20 protein-coding genes and 1 pseudogene are annotated in these 18450 nt (G+C 30.6%); 17 read left to right on the top strand and 4 right to left on the bottom strand.

Going from position 1 to position 18450, the window contains the following annotated elements:
• The first annotated feature begins 174 nt into the window (after positions 1-174).
• The 14 genes and pseudogenes from WJW32_RS10330 (at position 175) to hpt (ending at position 12479) form a co-directional block, all read left to right on the top strand.
• On the top strand, positions 175-444 hold the full coding sequence (locus WJW32_RS10330; protein WP_099188881.1) for a CBO2463/CBO2479 domain-containing protein: 270 nt from the start codon (positions 175-177) through the stop codon (positions 442-444).
• 21 nt (positions 445-465) lie between these two features.
• Positions 466-1191 carry a D-proline reductase (dithiol) protein PrdB gene (gene prdB, locus WJW32_RS10325; protein ID WP_340257991.1) on the top strand — a complete coding sequence of 242 codons (726 nt, stop codon included), beginning with the start codon at positions 466-468 and terminating at the stop codon, positions 1189-1191.
• Positions 1192-1264: 73 nt separating this feature from the next.
• Complete coding sequence (gene prdD / locus WJW32_RS10320) at positions 1265-2026, top strand: proline reductase cluster protein PrdD (protein WP_340257989.1); 762 nt, start codon at positions 1265-1267, stop codon at positions 2024-2026.
• Positions 2027-2038: 12 nt separating this feature from the next.
• Positions 2039-2509: a glycine/sarcosine/betaine reductase component B subunit gene (locus WJW32_RS10315; protein WP_340257987.1), complete on the top strand. Its 471-nt coding sequence runs from the start codon at positions 2039-2041 to the stop codon at positions 2507-2509.
• 1 nt (position 2510) lies between these two features.
• Complete coding sequence (locus WJW32_RS10310) at positions 2511-3518, top strand: proline racemase (protein WP_340257985.1); 1008 nt, start codon at positions 2511-2513, stop codon at positions 3516-3518.
• Between the two features lie 139 nt (positions 3519-3657).
• The gene (locus WJW32_RS10305; protein WP_340257984.1) at positions 3658-4518 is read left to right on the top strand and encodes a TSUP family transporter; all 861 of its coding nucleotides are present in this window, start codon (positions 3658-3660) and stop codon (positions 4516-4518) included.
• A 392-nt stretch (positions 4519-4910) separates the two neighbouring features.
• Positions 4911-5576: pseudogene (locus tag WJW32_RS10300) on the top strand (proline racemase family protein); the annotation flags it as partial.
• A 157-nt stretch (positions 5577-5733) separates the two neighbouring features.
• A complete protein-coding gene (locus WJW32_RS10295; RefSeq protein WP_340257982.1) occupies positions 5734-6606 on the top strand; it encodes a sulfite exporter TauE/SafE family protein in 873 nt (290 codons plus the stop codon).
• A gap of 170 nt (positions 6607-6776) precedes the next feature.
• Positions 6777-7412 carry a single-stranded DNA-binding protein gene (locus WJW32_RS10290; protein ID WP_340257980.1) on the top strand — a complete coding sequence of 212 codons (636 nt, stop codon included), beginning with the start codon at positions 6777-6779 and terminating at the stop codon, positions 7410-7412.
• A 265-nt stretch (positions 7413-7677) separates the two neighbouring features.
• Positions 7678-8256, top strand: coding sequence for a class I SAM-dependent methyltransferase (locus WJW32_RS10285; RefSeq protein ID WP_340257978.1), 579 nt, complete (start codon positions 7678-7680; stop codon positions 8254-8256).
• Between the two features lie 85 nt (positions 8257-8341).
• Positions 8342-8485, top strand: a complete 144-nt coding sequence (locus tag WJW32_RS10280; protein ID WP_340257976.1) for a hypothetical protein — start codon at positions 8342-8344, stop codon at positions 8483-8485.
• Position 8486: 1 nt separating this feature from the next.
• A complete protein-coding gene (locus WJW32_RS10275; protein WP_340257974.1) occupies positions 8487-10271 on the top strand; it encodes a sigma-54 interaction domain-containing protein in 1785 nt (594 codons plus the stop codon).
• A gap of 306 nt (positions 10272-10577) precedes the next feature.
• Positions 10578-11864 carry an L-cysteine desulfidase family protein gene (locus tag WJW32_RS10270; RefSeq protein WP_340257972.1) on the top strand — a complete coding sequence of 429 codons (1287 nt, stop codon included), beginning with the start codon at positions 10578-10580 and terminating at the stop codon, positions 11862-11864.
• Between the two features lie 75 nt (positions 11865-11939).
• Complete coding sequence (hpt, locus tag WJW32_RS10265; protein ID WP_340257970.1) at positions 11940-12479, top strand: hypoxanthine phosphoribosyltransferase; 540 nt, start codon at positions 11940-11942, stop codon at positions 12477-12479.
• Between the two features lie 117 nt (positions 12480-12596).
• Here the strand turns inward: hpt and dapD are convergent, their stop codons facing one another.
• The 4 genes from dapD to WJW32_RS10245 form a co-directional block, all read right to left on the bottom strand.
• Complete coding sequence (gene dapD / locus WJW32_RS10260) at positions 12597-13304, bottom strand: 2,3,4,5-tetrahydropyridine-2,6-dicarboxylate N-acetyltransferase (protein ID WP_445330233.1); 708 nt, start codon at positions 13302-13304, stop codon at positions 12597-12599.
• A gap of 24 nt (positions 13305-13328) precedes the next feature.
• Complete coding sequence (dapB, locus tag WJW32_RS10255) at positions 13329-14075, bottom strand: 4-hydroxy-tetrahydrodipicolinate reductase (protein WP_340257968.1); 747 nt, start codon at positions 14073-14075, stop codon at positions 13329-13331.
• 69 nt (positions 14076-14144) lie between these two features.
• Positions 14145-15023 carry a 4-hydroxy-tetrahydrodipicolinate synthase gene (gene dapA, locus WJW32_RS10250; protein WP_340257966.1) on the bottom strand — a complete coding sequence of 293 codons (879 nt, stop codon included), beginning with the start codon at positions 15021-15023 and terminating at the stop codon, positions 14145-14147.
• 14 nt (positions 15024-15037) lie between these two features.
• Positions 15038-16036, bottom strand: coding sequence for an aspartate-semialdehyde dehydrogenase (locus tag WJW32_RS10245; protein WP_340257964.1), 999 nt, complete (start codon positions 16034-16036; stop codon positions 15038-15040).
• Positions 16037-16183: 147 nt separating this feature from the next.
• On the opposite strand from WJW32_RS10245, the gene WJW32_RS10240 reads away from it, so the two are divergent.
• The 3 genes from WJW32_RS10240 (at position 16184) to WJW32_RS10230 (ending at position 18449) form a co-directional block, all read left to right on the top strand.
• Positions 16184-17317: an amidohydrolase gene (locus WJW32_RS10240; RefSeq protein WP_340257962.1), complete on the top strand. Its 1134-nt coding sequence runs from the start codon at positions 16184-16186 to the stop codon at positions 17315-17317.
• A 199-nt stretch (positions 17318-17516) separates the two neighbouring features.
• Positions 17517-17699, top strand: a complete 183-nt coding sequence (locus tag WJW32_RS10235; RefSeq protein ID WP_277733276.1) for a small, acid-soluble spore protein, alpha/beta type — start codon at positions 17517-17519, stop codon at positions 17697-17699.
• Between the two features lie 9 nt (positions 17700-17708).
• Positions 17709-18449 (top strand): class I SAM-dependent DNA methyltransferase, encoded by a 741-nt coding sequence (locus tag WJW32_RS10230; protein WP_340257958.1) that lies wholly within the window; start codon positions 17709-17711, stop codon positions 18447-18449.
• Position 18450 lies beyond the last annotated feature (1 nt).

The raw sequence follows: 18450 nt of genomic DNA, 5'->3' as shown, positions 1-18450 counted from the left end.
ATTAAAGCTGCAGAAAGAAAATGGAACAGCAATGTTAAGTTAAACAATGTTGAACTTATAGAGAAAGAAACTGGATTAAAAGTAGAACTTCTTGAGAATGAGCAATCATTAGAATTAAGTAAGAAAAGAAAAGAAATCTACGAAAAATAAAATCCGAAAAAATAGGTGATATAAATGGATAGATTAAAATATTCCTCTACAGAGAGAATGTATGAAGGTGTAATAGTTAAGATAACAGATGGTGGCGTTACTATTGATTTAAAAGGAAGACTTGGTCAATTTAAAATGCCAAAGAGAATGTTAATCACCGATTATGAATTAAAACTTGGCATGGAAGTTGGATTTTTATTAAGCTATCCTGAAGTATTAGGACCTGAGGTTAATGAAAAATATGCCGAAATAATAGCAGAAAACCAAAGACGAGAGCAAGAAAAAAATAAATAACAGGAAAGAGAGGTAATAAATATGAGTCTTACAGTAATAAAAGGACTTCAATCAGAAATATTTGTACCAATAACACCTCCACCAGTATGGACACCTGTAACTAAAGAATTAAAAGATATGAAAATAGCTTTAGCTACAGCTGCTGGTGTACACTTAAAATCAGATGCTAGATTTAACTTAGCAGGAGATTTTGGATTCAGAGTAATACCAGGAGATGCTCCGGTTAGCGATATGATGGTATCACATGGTGGATACGATAATGCAGATGTTAATAAGGATATCAACTGTATGTTCCCTATAGATAGATTAAGAGAGCTTGCAGAAGCTGGATTTATTAAAGATGTAGCTCCAGCACACTTTGGATTCATGGGCGGTGGTGGAGACCAACAAAAATTCACTGACGAAACTGGTCCAGAAATAGCTAGACAATTAAAAGAAGAAGGCGTAGACGCAGTTGTCTTAACAGCTGGCTGAGGTACTTGCCACCGCTCTGCCGTGATCGTGCAGAGAGCGATTGAGGAAATAGGAATACCTACTATAATGATAGCAGCCCTTCCTCCAGTAGTAAGACAAAATGGTACTCCAAGAGCAGTTGCTCCATTGGTTCCAATGGGAGCAAATGCAGGTGCGCCAAATGATGTTGATATGCAAACTAATATATTAAAGGATACTTTAACTAAACTTGTAGAAATACCAAGTGCAGGTAAAATAATACCTTTACCATACGAGTACGTAGCTCAAATATAATTTAAAAAACTTCCCTCTTATTTAAAGAGGGAAGTTTTATAAACCAAAAAATACCTCCAAGAAGGTGATATGTATGGATAAAGAAAAAATTTTGAGAAGATTAGTAATAAAAGCTTTTCATATAGATAGAGTTGAAGTTGGAGATAAAAATTCAATAGATAAACGTACGCTAACGATTGACAAAGAAATATCAAAAAACTTAGTGGAAAATGAAGAACTGATAGAAAATATAGATATTAAAATAATAAAGCCTGGACAACATGATATTTATGTAAATACTATTATGGACATCATACCAATATCTACAAAGGTACTTGGTGAAATAGGACAAGGTATAACTCATACTTTAACAGGAGTTTATGTAATGGTAACAGGAGCTGATAGTAAAGGAAAGCAGATGCATGAGTTTGGATCATCTGAAGGAATTTTAAAAGAACAGCTTGTGTTAGGAAAAGCAGGGACTCCATCTAAAGATGATTACATAATTCACTTTGATGTAACTTTAAAGTCTGATATTCCATATGAAAGAAAGCTTCCATTATCAGCTTTTAGAGCGTGTGATGAATTCATACAAGGAATAAGACTTGTTCTAAAAGAGTTAGATGGAAGAGATTCAACAGAGTCTCATGAATATCTAGATAAAATAAGACCTAATTCTAAAAAAGTCGTAATAGTAAAGCAAATAGCAGGTCAAGGTGCTATGTATGATAACCAACTTTTTTCAGATGAACCAAGTGGAGTTTCAGGAGGTAAATCTATTATAGACATAGGAAATGTTCCTATGATAATATCTCCTAATGAATACAGAGATGGCGCATTAAGGGCCATGACGTAAGGCGGTGATATTATGGGTATAGGACCATCAACTAAAGAAACATCTCTTCATCATTTTAGAGATCCATTACTTGATGTTGTAAGTGGAGATAAAGATGTAGACCTTATGGGTATTATGGTAGTAGGAACACCTCAAGATAATAAAGAAAAGTATTTCGTAGGACAAAGAGCGGCAGCTTGGGCTGAAGCTATGAGAGCTGATGGTGTAATCATATCCGTTGATGGATGGGGAAACTCTCATGTTGATTATGCAAATACAATAGAAGAAATAGGAAAAAGAGGAATACCTGTAGTAGGACTTAGCTTTGTAGGAACTCAAGCAAAATTCGTAGTAACTAATAATTATATGGACACAATTGTAGATTTTAATAAATCAAAAGAAGGCATAGAAACACAGGTTGTTGGAGAAAACAACGTATCTGTTTTAGATGCTAAAAAAGCACTTGCGTTTTTAAAATTAAAAATGAGAAAAGAGGGAAAATAATATGAAAGCTATAAGAAGTATTCATGCTGTTGATTCACATACTATGGGAGAGCCAACAAGAATAGTTGTTGGTGGAGTACCTAATATACCAGGTAAAACTATGGCTGATAAAAAAGAATATCTAGAAAAAAATATGGATACATTAAGAACTTCAATTATGCTTGAGCCAAGAGGACATAACGATATGTTTGGTTCTATATTAACTGCTCCAGTAAATGAAGAAGCTGACTTTGGAATAATCTTTATGGATGGTGGCGGATACTTAAATATGTGTGGGCACGGATCTATAGGAGCTATAACTGTAGCTATCGAAACTGGTATGGTTGAAGCAGTAGAGCCTGTTACAGATGTTGTGATGGATACTCCTGCTGGAATAATAAGATCTAAAGCTAAGGTTGAAGATGGAAAAGTTAAAGAAGTATCAATAGTTAACGTTCCAGCTTTCCACTACAAGAAAGATGTAGAAATAGAAGTTCCTGAAATAGGAAAAATAACATTTGATATATCTTTTGGAGGAAGCTTCTTTGCAATAATAAACGCTAAGCAATTAGGACTTTCAGTTGAGCCTAAAAATTCTCAGAAATTAACTGCATTAGCTCTTGAAATAAGAGACATAATAAACAAAGAGATAGAAATACAACATCCAACTTTATCTCATATAAATACTGTTGATTTAGTTGAAATATATGATGTTCCATCTCATCCAGAAGCAACTTACAAAAATGTAGTTGTATTTGGACAAGGACAAGTAGATAGATCTCCTTGTGGTACAGGAACAAGTGCTAAAATGGCAACTCTACACTCTAAGGGAGAGCTAAAAGAAGGAGAATTATTCGTATATGAGAGTATATTAGGAACTTTATTCAAAGGTAGAGTAGTTGGAACTGATAAGGTTGCTCAGTACAATGCTGTAATTCCTGAAATAACAGCATCAGCTTATATAACAGGATTCAATCATTTTGTAATAGATCCTGAAGATCCTTTAAAGTATGGATTTGTATTAAAATAAAAAGTATAAATAAATTGTTGTGGTAATTTACATTAATTACTATAACATAAAAAAATGTAGAAAAATGTTGAGGTTGTTTACTTTTTTGTCAAAACTATGATAAAATATAGACATGAAAATAATAAGGAGGGCACAAACAATGATAAACATAGTTCTGGGTGTTTTAGGAGTTTTAACTCTTTGGTTTGCAGTAGTATTTATAGCGGACTTTATAAAGCATAAGGATAATTTAGAAACACATAATACTTGGTCGAAAGTTCTTTTCATCGGATTTATAACAGATTTCTTCGATACTTTAGGAATAGGTTCATTTGCACCTACAACAGCACTACTTAAAGGTATGAAACAAACTCAAGATAGACTTTTACCAGGAACATTAAATGCTTCTCATACTATACCGGTTGTACTTGAAGCTTTTATATTTATAACAGTTATAAATATGGATCCTACAACACTAGTTTCTATGCTTGCAGCAGCAACTATAGGAGCATATTTTGGAGCTGGAATAGTTTCTAAGCTTCCAGAGAAAAAGGTACAAACAGTAATGGCAATTGCTTTATTTATTACAGCTTTATTAATGATGGCAGGTCAATTAAATTTAATGCCAGGTGGAGGAGACGCTACTGGTCTTTCAGGAGCTAAACTTATAATAGCGGTAGTTGGAAACTTTATATTAGGAGCTTTAATGACTGCTGGAATAGGTCTTTACGCACCATGTATGGCACTTGTTTATTTATTAGGTATGTCTCCAAAAGTTGCATTCCCTATAATGATGGGATCTTGTGCATTCTTAATGCCAGTTGCATCAGTTAAATTTGTTAAAGAAGAAGCTTTAGATAGAAGAGCATCAATGGGTATAACTATAGGAGGAACTATAGGAGTTTTCATAGCTGCTTACCTTGTAAAATCTCTACCTATGGATATATTAAAATGGTTAGTTATAGCTGTTATATTCTACACAGCTTCTACTATGTTAAAATCAGCTTCTAAAAATAAATAAAAAACTAATAAAATTATAAAAAAAGAGTATTTCACTTATATAAGTGAAATACTCTTTTTTTATATGTTAGGAAATAATATAAAATTTAATGGTGTGTCTATTTTCAGACATGTGTCAGAAAATAGACAGAAATCGTTTTCCTTTAAGGTAATGTATGGAAATTGAGGGAATAAGAGGTGGTGAGCGGTTAATAAGTTATCAATTAAACGAAAATTAGAGTCAAAAAACTGACACATTTAGTTTTTTAAAATATATTATAGAAAATTTCAAATTGAAACAACTAAATTATATAAAAAAACAATACTAGTAAAATCAACCGTTATAGGAAAAATATATAATTAAAATTAAACTTAAACAAAAGTTGGCAAGCAACTTGCTTTAATAATATANCTGTTACAGATGTTGTGATGGATACTCCTGCTGGAATAATAAGATCTAAAGCTAAGGTTGAAGATGGAAAAGTTAAAGAAGTATCAATAGTTAACGTTCCAGCTTTTCACTACAAGAAAGATGTAGAAATAGAAGTTCCTGAAATAGGAAAAATAACATTTGATATATCTTTTGGAGGAAGTTTCTTTGCAATAATAAACGCTAAGCAATTAGGACTTAAAGTTGAGCCTAAAAATGTTCAGAAATTGACTGCATTAGCTCTTAAAATAAGAGACATAATTAACAAAGAGATAGAAATACAACACCCTACTTTAGACCATATAAAAACTGTTGACTTAGTAGAAATATATGATGAACCAACTCATCCAGAAGCAACTTACAAAAATGTAGTTATATTTGGACAAGGACAAGTAGATAGATCTCCTTGTGGTACAGGAACAAGTGCTAAATTAGCAACGCTTCACTCTAAGGGAGAGTTAAAAGAAGGAGAATTATTCGTGTACGAAAGTATATTAGGAACTTTATTCAAAGGTAGAATAGTTGGAACTGGTGAAGTTGGAGCGTATAAAACTATAACTCCAGAAATAACAGGAGCAGCTTATATAACAGGATTCAATCATTTTGTAATAGACCCTGAAGATCCATTAAAATATGGATTTGTATTATAAATAAAAAAAGTATACATACATTGTTATAGTAATTAATATTAATTACTATAACAATGTATGCAAAAGAAAGATATGATTTTAGGGATAAGTAGACATTGTTTACATTTTATCAAAGTTATGGTAAAATATAGATACAAAAATAAAGGAGGTACAGATAATGATAAACATAGTTTTGGGTGTTTTGGGAGTTTTAACTCTTTGGTTTGCAGTAGTATTCGTATCGGACTTTATGAAGAACAAAGATAACTTAGAAACGCATAATACTTGGGGAAAAGTCACTTCTATTGGGTTCGCAACTAACTTTTTTGATACTTTAGGAATTGGTTCATTTGCACCTACTACAGCACTACTAAAAGGTTTTAAACAAGTTCAAGATAGATTATTACCAGGTACACTTAATGTATCTTGTACTATACCAGTTGTACTTGAAGCATTTATATTTATAACAGTTATAGAGATGGAGCCTACTACTTTAGTTAGTATGCTTGCAGCAGCAACTATAGGAGCATATGTTGGAGCTGGAATAGTTTCTAAGCTTCCAGAGAAAAAGGTTCAATTGGTTATGGGAGTTGCATTATTTATTACAGCTTTATTAATGCTTGCAGGACAAATGAACTGGATGCCAGGTGGAGGAGACGCTATTGGACTTCATGGAACTAAACTTATAGTAGCAGTAGTTGCTAACTTCATATTAGGAGCTTTAATGACTGCAGGAATAGGTCTTTATGCACCATGTATGGCACTTGTTTACTTATTAGGTATGTCTCCAAAAGTTGCATTCCCTATAATGATGGGTTCTTGTGCATTCTTAATGCCAGTTGCTTCTACTAAATTTGTTAAAGAAGAAGCGTATGATAGAAGAGCATCAATGGGTATAACTATAGGAGGTATTGTAGGAGTTTTAATAGCTGCTTATCTTGTTAAATCTCTACCTCTTGACATCTTAAAATGGTTAGTTATAGTAGTTATATTCTACACATCTGCTACTATGTTAAAATCAGCTTCTAAGAATAAAGAAATGGTAAACTAAATAGATTGAAATATATAAAACTGTCGATATATAATGTCGGCAGTTTTTTTACATTTAAATATAGAGTGATACAAAATTTTGTTCTTAAAATCTTTTGAAAATCTGAATAAAATAAGGTTTATCCTAATATATTTATATAGATAATACATAAGAACATGGAGGGAAGGAAGATGATCAATATAAAAGAAGATACGAATGTCGTGAATATGTTAGGAGAGATTACAGAAGAACTTAAATTAAGTCATGAAATATTTGGAGAAAAGTTTTATGCTACAAAAATAAAAATAAGAAGGCTTAGTGATTCCCAAGATATACTGCCTATTACCGTATCAGAAAGATTGATTGTGGATTTGGATATGAAGGTTGGCAAAACAGTGGAAGTAAGCGGACAGTTAAGATCATACAATAAAGTGGTTGATGGTAAGAATAAGCTTATATTAACTGTATTTGCAAGGGAATTAGTTTTTGTAGAGGAAGAAAACAAAGACCCTAATAGTATATTTTTAGATGGATATGTATGTAAAAACCCTATATATAGAAAAACTCCTCTAGGAAGAGAAATAACAGATTTATTGCTTGCTGTCAATAGAGCTTATAATAAATCTGATTATATACCATCTATAGCTTGGGGGAGAAATGCAAAGTTTTGTAAGAATTTAAAGGTGGGAGATAGAGTTCAACTATGGGGACGAATTCAAAGTAGACAATATGAGAAAAAAATTGAAGATGGAGAAATTGACGTAAAGGTTGCATATGAAGTTTCTGTATCTAAAATGAAGAAGTTGTTAGAAAATAATACTAAATGATAAATAAAAATAGTATCATTAATAATATTTTATACATTTAAGAAAATTAGATTTTTCTTTAAATTATAGATAATATTGAGGGAAGAACTGTACTTGCAACCATTTTGAGCAACGAAGCCCATAGAGGTCATTGGCGACATGAGTCAGTGCGTAACAACTAGACGAATTTTTTATATATTAATAAGAGTATTTATATTGAATAATGGAATTATATTTATTATAATAGATAAGTAATAACTAAAGAATAGACAGAAGGTGAATTTACTTGAAAAAAATATGTGTAGATACATCTTATTATATAAGAGGTAGTATAAGTCCTAATAAAAAACAAAATAATATAAATAACTTCTTGGAGACCATAAATAGTTCTGTTGGGGAAAAAGTGCTTCTACTGGGGAATATATCTAATTATGGTAAGTACTTAAAAAAGCTAGGGGTAGAGGTTATTATACTTGAAAATGAGAAATATATTGCAAGTTCTGCTATTGTAGATAATGGAAACTGTAACATAATTCAAGGGTCGGTTGAATATATGCCATTTAAGGATAATTATTTTGATAAGGTAATATTTTTGAACTATTTTAATTGTTTTGAAAATGAAAAGAATGCTTTAAAAGAAATATATAGAGTATTAAAGCATAAAGGTAAGGTAATAATAGAAGATAAAAATCCTAAAAATTTGTCTGTGAAATTAAAGTCACTTCAAAACAAAATAAAAGGATATAACGGAAAATTTTATCGACCTACAGAAATAGTAGAAATATTTGGGCAAAGTGGATTTTGCGGTACGCTTAAAGAAATAGACAGTGAAAATTATATTTATATGGGTATTAAAACAGATTAAAGACTAGGGTCACCTAGTCTTTTTTTCTCTAATGAAATTATACAAATTTTAAACAGTGAATTTTTTCTAAAAAAGGGAGGAAAAAATGAAGATTTATTATGGGTCTATAGTTTGGATAATGACTATTATTATACTTATGTCTATTCAATACTCTATAAATAAGATTATTATTTTATTAAGAGATATAAAAGAAATACTCATAGAACTTAGAATAAAGGACAGGTTATAATATGCTAGATTTGATGCTTATAGAAGATGATATAAAAAATACAGCAGATGTTATATCATCTGTGTTAAATGTAGATGTTACTATAGTAGATCGAAATTTAACTAGAATTGCAGGAACTGGAAAGTATGCTGATAAAATAGGAGAGAAGATAAGTTTGTACTCAGCATTTAAAAATTCGCTTGATACAGGTGAGAGTTTTATAATTGAAAATCCGAGAAAAGATAAAATATGTAAAATGTGTAAGGATAAAAATCAATGCAAAGAATTTGCAGAGGTATGTTGTCCTATATCATTAGAAGAAAAAATATATGGAGTTATAGGCCTTATAGCATTTACGCAAGAACAAAGTTATAATATAAAAAATAACAAAAGTCAACTGATGAGTTTTTTAACAAAAATGGCAGATTTGATATCTAGTAAAATAAAAGTAGAGAATAAATCATATGAGATAAAAATACAGGCAAAAAGGCTAGAAATGCTTCTCAATAATATGGATAAGGCAGTAGTATCCACTGATGTATATGGAAATATAGACAAATACAATGATAAATTCAAAAATATATTTAAATTAGACGATAAACTAGATAAAAATAATATATTTGATGTACTAAACTTTATAAGTGAGAATGAGATAAAAACTATAAAAAAAAGGTATAAAAGTACATCTTTTACTTATAAAAATGAAAAGTATACATTAAGAGGGTTATATAATATAAATACAATAACAATAGATGGAGATATAAAAGGATATGTATTCGATTTTATAGATAATTCTTCCGCTATAGAAAATTTTAACGAAATAACTGGGACAAACTATAATATAGGGTTTGATAATATAATTGGAGATAGTTTATCAATGCAAGATGTGAAAAATAAAGCTAGGGTTGCATCAAAAACTTCATCTACTGTATTGATAACAGGAGAAAGTGGGACGGGAAAAGAATTGTTTGCAAGAGCAATACATAATACTAGTAGCAGATGTAAGCATTCATTCATAGCTATTAACTGCGCAGCAATACCAGATAACTTGCTTGAGAGTGAGTTGTTTGGATATGAGGAAGGTGCATTTACAGGAGCTAAAAAGGGTGGAAAAGTGGGTAAATTTGAGCTTGCAAATAAAGGAAGTATATTTCTTGATGAAATAGGAGACATGAGTATACACTTGCAGGGAAAGTTACTTAGAGTATTACAGGAAAGAGAAGTTGAAAAAATAGGCGGTAAAATAAATATTCAAGTTGATGTTAGAATAATAGCTGCAACAAATAAGGATTTAGAAAAGATGGTTGAAAAAGGTGAGTTTAGGGAAGATCTGTATTATCGATTAAATGTAATTCCTATATATATACCTCCGTTAAGAGATAGAAGAGAAGACATAGTATTACTTGTAGATAATATAATTGAAGATTATGCTAAGAAATTAAATAAATGTATAAATGGAATAGAAGAAGATGCAATAAATAAAATACTGAATTACCCATGGCCGGGAAATGTAAGGCAGCTTCAAAATGTAATTGAGTACAGCATAAACATGTCAAATTCATCTACAATAAAATACGAAAATTTACCTCAAAAAGTAACCCAAAAAAATAAAGAATTTAAATATGATCTAAAAGACGATATAACACCTCTTAAGGAAATAGAGAAGCAGGAAATAATTAAAGCTTTACATAAGTTTAAGGACTACAAAAAAGATAAGGAAAGAGCTTGTGAGGCTCTTGGTATATCAAGAGCTACTCTTTATAGAAAAATGAAAGAGTACCAAATAAAAAATTCGTCTACTCGCTAACGCTGTGACTCATATCGCCAACGATCCTTACAGGTTCCGTTGCTCAAAAATAATTGCAAGTATAGCTTTTTCAATAAGTTATCCATAATACAAAGAATTTATAATACTTTAGCAAACAAAATAATCTCAAATTGAGACTGGAATCTCAATTTGAGATTATTTTATTTCAAAAAGATACAAAATACCATATATAACAGATGGTATTGATAAATAATAAACTACAGGTATTGAAAAAACTAGTTCGTAAAAGTTGGCATAGTTTGTGCTATATAAATTGATATAAAAATTTAATTGGGGGGGTTTAAAATGAAAAAAATACTTGTAGATATGTTAAAAGCAGAAGTAAAGCCAGCTTTAGGATGTACAGAGCCAGTTGCAGTAGCACTAGCTTGTGCTAAGGCTAAGGAATTATTAGGAGAAGAAATAGTTGAATGTAATATATTTGTAAGCCCTAATGTATATAAAAATGGTATGTGTGTTGGAATACCTGGAACAACAAGATTAGGCCTTAAAATAGCAGCTGCTATGGGACTTAATGGAGGAGATTCTGAACTTGGCCTTAGAGTATTAGAAAAATTAGGAGAAAAAGAAGTTGCTCTATCAGAAAAATTCATGGATCAAAATATGGTTAAAATATCTCCTATAGAAACTGCGGAAAAGGTTTACATAGAGGTTAATTTAAAAGGAAAAGAAAATACATCAAAGACTATAATAATGACTAAGCATGATAACTTTGTTCACATTCAAAAAAATGATTCTGTAATATTAAATGGAGAAATAAGCTTAGATATAGAATATACACATGTTGACAGCCCAACATCTAAACTTACAATCAAAGAATTAGTTCAAGAAATAGAAAAAATGGATGAATCTGATTTAGATTTCTTATTAGAAGGGATAGATATGAACCTAGATATGGCAAACGTTGCTATAGATAATAAGGTTGGTATTGGTGTAGGATATGGAATAAAAAAAGCTATAGATGATAAAATGCTTTCAGATGATCTTATGAACAAAGCAATGATGTTAACAGCAGCGGCTTCTGATGCTAGAATGAGTGGAGTTAATAAGCCTGTTATGAGTTCTAATGGAAGTGGAAACCATGGACTTACAGCTATACTTCCAATAGCTGCTTATAATGAAATATATCCTCAAACAAAAGAAAAATTATCAAAAGCATTAGCTATAAGTCATTTAGTCACAGGTTATATAAAGAATTATACAGGAAGATTATCTGCTGTTTGTGGATGTGGAGTAGCGGCATCAACAGGTTCAGCAGCTGCTATAACTTGGCTTATGGATGGAACTTATGATCAAATAGATGGAGCAATTGAAAATATGATTGCAAACTTAAGCGGTATGATATGTGATGGTGCAAAGGCAGGATGTGCCCTTAAGCTTGCGTCTGCTGCATCTGCTGCTATTCAAAGTGCTATAATAGCAAAATATAACTGTATAGTACCAGCGCTTAACGGAATAGTAGGAAATAAAGTTGAAGAAAGTATAAGAAACTTAGGAAAAGTTAGTGCACAAGGAATGACAATAACAGATGAGGTTATAATAAAAGTTATGGACGGTATGAATAACAATTAAAGTAATGTTGACAAAAATCTACTTTTTAATTAAAATATAGTTTAAATTACAATTACTCTAGGAGGTTTATTATAAATGGATATAGAAACTAAAGTATGGGAAACACTATGTTCTGAAGAAGATATAGTAAGAAGAACTGTTGAACTTGGAAAGCAGATATCTGAGGACTATAAGGATAAGAAATTATTCGTTATATCTCTTTTAAAGGGAAGCTTTATATTCACGGCTGATCTTGTTAGAAAGATAGATATTCCAGTTAAGTTAGGATTTATGACGACATCTAGCTATGGACACTCAGAAGAGTCAAGTGGAAAAATAAATGTCCTTGCAGATATAAATGATGATGTAGAAGGATACGATATTCTAGTAGTTGATGATATAACAGATTCAGCTCTTACTATGAGTTTTGTTATGAATCATCTAAAGTCAAAAAATCCTGCGAGTATAAAATGTTGCGTACTGTTAGATAAACCAGTTAGAAGAAAAGTAGAATTAGTTCCTGATTATGTAGGATTTGAAATAGATGACAAATTTGTAGTTGGATATGGACTAAACTATGGTGATTACTATAGAAATGTTCCATATGTATTCAACGTAACTAATCAAGATAGATAAAAAAAGATGGCTAATAGCCATCTTTTTTTATATAGAGTAGAAAATATGCCTATGAAAATATCTATTGCATTCGGTATTTTCATAGACATATTTTGGATTTTTGTATTTGAGAGAATGTTATCCTCTTAAATCTTCCATAAGCTTAGTTTTTTCTTTTGTTTTTTCATCTTTCATTTTTATAATCTTAGCAGGAGAACCAGCGACAACAGCGCCTTCTGGTACATTTTGAGTTACAACAGCACCTGCTGCAACAACAGATCCTTTTCCAACAACAACGCCTTCTAATATTACGGCATTTGCTCCTACAACAACATCATCTTCAAGTATTACAGGTGTAGCAGAAGGGGGTTCAAGTACACCGGCAACAACAGCACCAGCTCCAAGATGTACATTTTTACCGATAGTTCCTCTTGCTCCTATAACGGCATTCATATCAATCATAGAACCTTCTCCGATTTCAGCTCCTATATTGATAACTGCACCCATCATTATAACTGCATTTTTATCAATAGAAACCATATCTCTTATAATAGCGCCTGGTTCGATTCTAGCATCTTCATGCAAATAATTATAAGTAGGTATAGCAGAATTTCTTCTATCAAATTCTAAGTGATAATCTTTTATAGTCTCTTTGTTATCTTCTAAAATATTTTTTATAGATGAATGTTCTCCTATTAAAATATAACTATCATCACTTCCAAATATTTTTACGTTGTCGTAATCTTTAGTCTTTAGTGTTCCATTTAAATATACTTTAACGGGTGTTTTTTTAGTTGAGTTTTTTATAAATTTTGCTATCTCATATGGGTCTGTTAATTTCATCATTAGTAATTTACCTCCTGAATTTTATTACAAAGATACTATGTCTTTCATATTATAATATCCATTTTGTTTATTTACAATGAACTTAGCTGCTTGAAGAGATCCTTGTGCAAATATTTCTTTTGATAAGGCGATATGATTAAGTTCTACTATTTCGTCCTTACCTGCAAATATAACGCTGTGATCTCCAACTATAGTTCCACCACGAACTGCATGGATTCCTATTTCATTTTCTTTTCTTTTTGCATTTTTGCCATGTCTTCCAAAGTTAAATTCATTATCTAAAACAGCTTGAATTTCATTTGCAAGCATTAAAGCAGTACCACTAGGTGCATCAACTTTTTTGTTATGGTGTTTTTCAATTATTTCTATATCAAAATTGCTAAGAGCTTTAGCTGATATTTCTACAAGCTTTAACATAAGATTTACTCCTAGTGACATATTTGAGCTATGAAACACTGCAACTTCTTTAGAGTGTTCGTCTATCATACTAAGCTCTTCATTAGTATACCCAGTTGTTGCTATAACTAACGGTGTTTTAGTTTTTTTAGAATAATCGAGCATATCCTTTAATGTAGTCGGGTTGGAAAAATCTATTATCACATCAGCTTTTTCCTTGATTTCTAATATGTTAGAGTATGCATTATACCCAGTAGTTTCATTAATTTCTTTAGAAACACCTGCTACAAGTTCAAAAGCTTTATCGTCGCATATAGACTTTGTCAAAACTTTTCCCATTTTTCCAAGGCAGCCATTAACTATAACTTTAATCATCTTAAACCTCCTATAATAAAGCTATTTAAAATCCTATACCGCATATGCAATATAGGATTTTATAAAAAGCTATAATTTGAATCCGTAGTTTGTTAATTCTTTCTTTAATACGCTTAAATTGCAATCCTCCATATCAACTAGTGGAAGTCTAAGTTCACCCATGTCAAATCCTAATAAATTCATAGCTGTTTTAACTGGAATAGGATTTACTTCTATAAATAATGAATCTATCAAAGGTTTCATATCTAATTGAAGTTTTCTAGAACCCTCAATATCTCCTTCGAAATATTTATAAACTAAGTCATGTGTATCTTTTGGACATATATTTGCAACAACTGATATAACACCGCATCCTCCAAGTGATAATAATGGTAGAATCATATCATCATTTCCAGAATATATTCCAAATCCATCAGGACAAACTCTTGCCATCTCAGCAACCTGAGATATGTCTCCACTAGCTTCTTTAACTGCTACTATGTTTTTATGCGTAGCTATTTGAGCTAGAGTAGAAGGCTTTATATTAACTCCTGTTCTTCCTGGAACGTTATAAACTATTATAGGAATATTAACAGCATCAGCTATAGCATTAAAGTGAGAAATAAGACCTTTTTGAGTAGACTTATTGTAATAAGGAGTTATAACTAAAAGTCCATCTGCTCCTAATTCTTCAGCTTTTTGGCTAAGGTGTATAGAATGTGCAGTATTATTAGAACCAGTTCCTGCTATCACTGGTATTCTTTTATTTGTTTTATCTATCACAAATTTTATAGTTTCTATTTGCTCTTCATCAGTCATTGTAGATGCTTCACCAGTAGTTCCACATACTATAAATGCATCTGTTCCCTCTTTAATATGGTATTCTATAATTTCTCCTAATTTTTCGAAATCGATTTTTCCATTTTTAAATGGGGTAACTAAAGCAACACCAGAACCTTTAAATAGCATTAAAATCATCCTCTCTATACTAAATTATATTTCAATAAAAGCTCAGCTATTTGAACTGTGTTAGTTGCAGCTCCTTTTCTTATATTATCAGCAACAACCCACATATTGATACCGTTATCTAAACTAAAGTCTCTTCTTATTCTTCCTACAAATACTTCGTCTTTTCCTGCAGCATCTAATGCAAGTGGATATACATTATTTTTAGGATCATCTACAATGACAATTCCATCTGTACTATTTAAAATATCGAATACTTCTTTAACATCGAATTCTTTTTCAAATTCAACATTTACAGATTCACTATGAGAATACATTACTGGTACTCTTACAGTTGTAGCTGTTATTTTTATAGTATGATCATTTAATATTTTTTTAGTTTCATCTATCATTTTCATTTCTTCTTTTGTATAACCATTATCTAAGAATGTATCTATATGAGGTAGAGCATTATAAGCTATAGGGTGAGGATATAATCTATTCTCATTTCCTTTAATACCTTCTTTTAAATCAGATATACCTTTTACTCCTGATCCTGAAACTGCTTGATATGTTGAGTATACTATTCTTTTTATACCGAATTTAGAGTGAAGAGCTTTTAAAGGTACTACAGCTTGAATAGTAGAGCAGTTTGGATTTGCTATTATACCATTGTGTTTTTTTACATCTTCAGGATTAACTTCTGGAACAACTAAAGGTACATCGTCATGCATTCTCCACATACTACTATTGTCTACTACTATAACGCCTTTTTCTTTAGCTATTGGAGCGAATTTTTTGCTTATTTCGCCTCCTGCAGAGAATAAAGCGATATCTATATCTTTGTCGAAAGAATCTTCTGTCAATTCTTCTATTATGTAGTCTTTTCCATTAAAGTTAACAATATCACCAGCAGATTTCTTAGATGCTAATAGATATAGGTTTTCTATAGGAAAATTTCTTTCTTGTAAAACTTTTAAAAATGTTCGTCCTACCATTCCTGTTGCACCAACTATCGCAACGTTTACTTTTTTCATGGATAAACCCCCTTTATCATAAATATATGATATTATAAATTTTATAATGAATCAAAAAACAAATATCTTAATATATAGTACCATTCAATATAAATATATTCAACAAAATATGGTATTGTGATAATTGTTTTTCGAAAGGAGATAAAAATGGATATAAGAGTAGATGTTTCAATGTTAACTGATGTTGTGTATAAGCACAGAAACAGCTTAAATAAGATAGCAGAATTGGGTATGAAGGAGTACAAAACATCTAAGTATATAAAAGATTATTTAGATGTTTTAGGAGTAGAATATGAAGAATATTTAGAAACTGCAATAGTGGGTATAATAAAAGGTAAAAAAGCTAAAAAAAATATAGCTTTTAGAGCAGATATGGATGCTTTAAATATAGATGGACAAATAAAGCATCTTTGCGGTCATGATGGACATATGAGTGTACTTTTAGGTCTTATAGAGTATTTAACTATTAATAAAGATAAATTATTAGATAATATAGTTTTTATTTTTCAACCAGCAGAAGAATCACCAGGAGGGGCACTTCCTTTAATAAAAGAAGGAATTTTAGAAAAATATAGTGTTGATGAAATATACGGACTTCATATATATCCAAATATAGAAGAAGGATTTGTGGGAGTTAAACCCCATCATTTCTTAGCCCAAACAGGTGAAATAGATATTAAAATAATAGGTAAAGGTGGCCATGGAGCTATGCCTCAAAATGCTATTGATTCAATAGTGATAGCTTCGAATTTTATGAATTCTATACAAAGTATAATATCTAGAAATATAAGACCTCTTGATGAAGGTGTATTAACCATTGGAAAAATAGAGGGTGGAAGTAGAAGGAATATAATAGCTGAAAGTGTTAAGCTTGAAGGTACTATAAGAGCATTTAAGCAAGAAGTGTATGACAAAATAAAGAAAAGAGTTCGTGAAATTGCGTGTGGATTTGAAAAATCGTTTAACTGCGAAATAAATATAGAAATAAGAGATGATTATCCTGCGGTTAACAATGATGAAGAACTATTTTATGAATTCAAAGAAGCTATTGATAATAAATATATAAAAATACTAGAGCCTTTAATGATAGCTGAGGATTTTTCATATTATCAACAACATGTTAAAGGGCTGTTTTTTATGTTGGGGTCTAGAAATGTTGATAAAGAGTTTGTGAATGGTCTTCATAATATAAAATTTAATTTTGATGAGAAAATACTTTTAAATGGTATAAACGTATATGTGGAATTGTTAAAGTATAAAGGTGCTTTGGGAATTATATAATTTTTTTGTACACGAGAAAGAGGTCAGCTAAATAGCTGACCTCTTTCTTATACTAAAGGGGGAGTGGAAAAATAATATTATTTCACAACGAAGTATATTGTATCATTGTATACAAAAAAACACAAGAGAAAAAAGTAAAAAAATGTCGAAGAATAATTTAAGTGAACATGGTAAAAATAAGAAAAAAGGAGGTTTTATCATGGAGAAAAATAAAAAGAAGAAAATAGTTACAGAAAATGATATAATGAAATATGAAATTGCTGGTGAGATAGGGCTTATTGATAAAATAAATGAACAAGGCTGGGCAGGGCTTACAGCAAAGGAAGCGGGTCGAATTGGTGGAATGCTTACGGCTAGGAAAAAAAATAAGAAAAAGAAATAGGAGAAGGATATGCAGTATAAAGATTTCGCATTCATATACGATAATTTAATGGATAATGTAGATTATGATAAATGGGTAGAGTATATAGAAAAAATAATAGAAAAAGAAAATGTAGATGTGAAAAATATATTAGAGCTTGCATGTGGAACAGGTAATTTAACTATACCTTTTGCTAAAAAAAACTATGATATTTTAGGAATCGATATATCGGAAGATATGCTTAGTGTAGCAAGAGAAAAGTGTATAGATGAAGGAATAGAGGTTATATTTTTAAATCAGGATATGACTGAACTTGATTTTGAAATTTACAACTTAGATTGTGTTTTATGTGCATGTGATGGATTCAATTATATATTGGAGGATGAAGATATACAGAGTATATTTAATAATGTATATGAACTTCTTAAGCATAAAGGTGTATTCATATTTGATATAAGCTCATATAATAAATTATCAAATATACTTGGCAACAACACTTTTGGAGAAAATAGAGAAGATATAACTTATATTTGGGAAAATTATTTTGACGATGAGAGTGATATAGTAGAGATGGATCTAGCATTCTTTACAAGAGATGGAGAACACTATCAAAAGTTTGAAGAAACTCATTATCAAAGAGCTTATAAAAATGATGAAATATTACAAATGCTGAAAGATGCGGGATTTGAAGATATTAAGGTATATAAAGATTTTACTTTTTTTAATGCAGATGAAGAAAGTGAGAGAGCGTTTTTTGTGTGTAAAAAATAAT

Source organism: Tepidibacter sp. Z1-5 (assembly GCF_037844525.1).
Taxonomy (GTDB): domain Bacteria; phylum Bacillota; class Clostridia; order Peptostreptococcales; family Peptostreptococcaceae; genus Tepidibacter_A.
This window is presented reverse-complemented; position numbering and strand designations above follow the sequence as displayed.